Annotated in this window: 2 pseudogenes; both read left to right on the forward strand. The window is 37.9% G+C overall.

Annotation, left to right across the window (positions count from 1 at the left end):
- Positions 1-603, forward strand: a pseudogene (locus tag GMD6S_RS11980) (hypothetical protein); the annotation flags it as partial.
- Positions 600-992 (forward strand): annotated as a pseudogene (locus tag GMD6S_RS11985) (hypothetical protein); the annotation flags it as partial. The pseudogenes GMD6S_RS11980 and GMD6S_RS11985, both read left to right, overlap by 4 nt.

Consider the following 992-nt stretch of genomic DNA (forward strand, 5'->3'; position numbering starts at 1 on the left):
ACGAAAAAAATAGACTTCACAACTAGAGAGCTTGTTTGGAAGATGTGGTTTAAGGAACGGAAAGGCAAGAAAATAAGTTTCTCCAATGTTGGTGATGATGCCATGCTACAGGATGATTTTTACTTTGGTGTTCGGTTACACAAATGGGCTTCTGTTGATGAAAGATGGGATAAAGCTTCTTTTATAATTCCGAGCAATCCTTGGTTGTCTTTGGAATATGAGAGTATAACATTGGAATTTGAAAAAACTTTCATTACAGAGTGGAGAGAACGTGGGGATTATCTACGTATCGCAACCTCTCATACAGATGTGTTAACAGTTGATAAACGAGCTATGTATATCATGGCAGTCGAGGTAGCTTCTGCAATTGATGGTCGGATTAGCGAGGATGACAAGGAGACCTGGATGGATGTAGAGACTTTTAAGGAGTTGCACAAGGATGTCTTATCACTAAGTTAAGATAAAGCAACCGATATCAGCGTGGAGGAACTGAAAAGTTTGAAACCTGTAGAGGAACCTTTGTGGGATGAAGAAGAACGTCTTCGTGAAGAATACATCAAAATCCATGGTGAACGTGTGTATGACGACGAGGAAGACGAGTGAGAATTTACATCAAAGGTGATTACATCAAAGAAATTCCATTTGATTACATGGAACTAGCGAAAAGGATGTGGTTTGATACTAAAGATGGGAAGACAGTAGATATTTCTTATTTTGGGAATACTCGCCCATTTAAAACAGACCCAACTATTCACTTGAAATTGAATAAGTGGATGCATGATAATAGATGGAATAATGTTCAGTTGAAAGAAGGGATTATCAATAAATTTGGGAGTCATGTATATGAAAATCTTGAATTAGATTTTGAAGACAATCCAGCAACAGACTATCGAGAAAAAGGAGACTGTCTACGTTTAGCTTCTACCCACTTTGACCTTCTCACTGTTGATAAACGAGCTATGTATATTATGGCCATTGAAATTGCGACTGCT

The organism is Streptococcus sp. GMD6S (genome assembly GCF_000297015.1).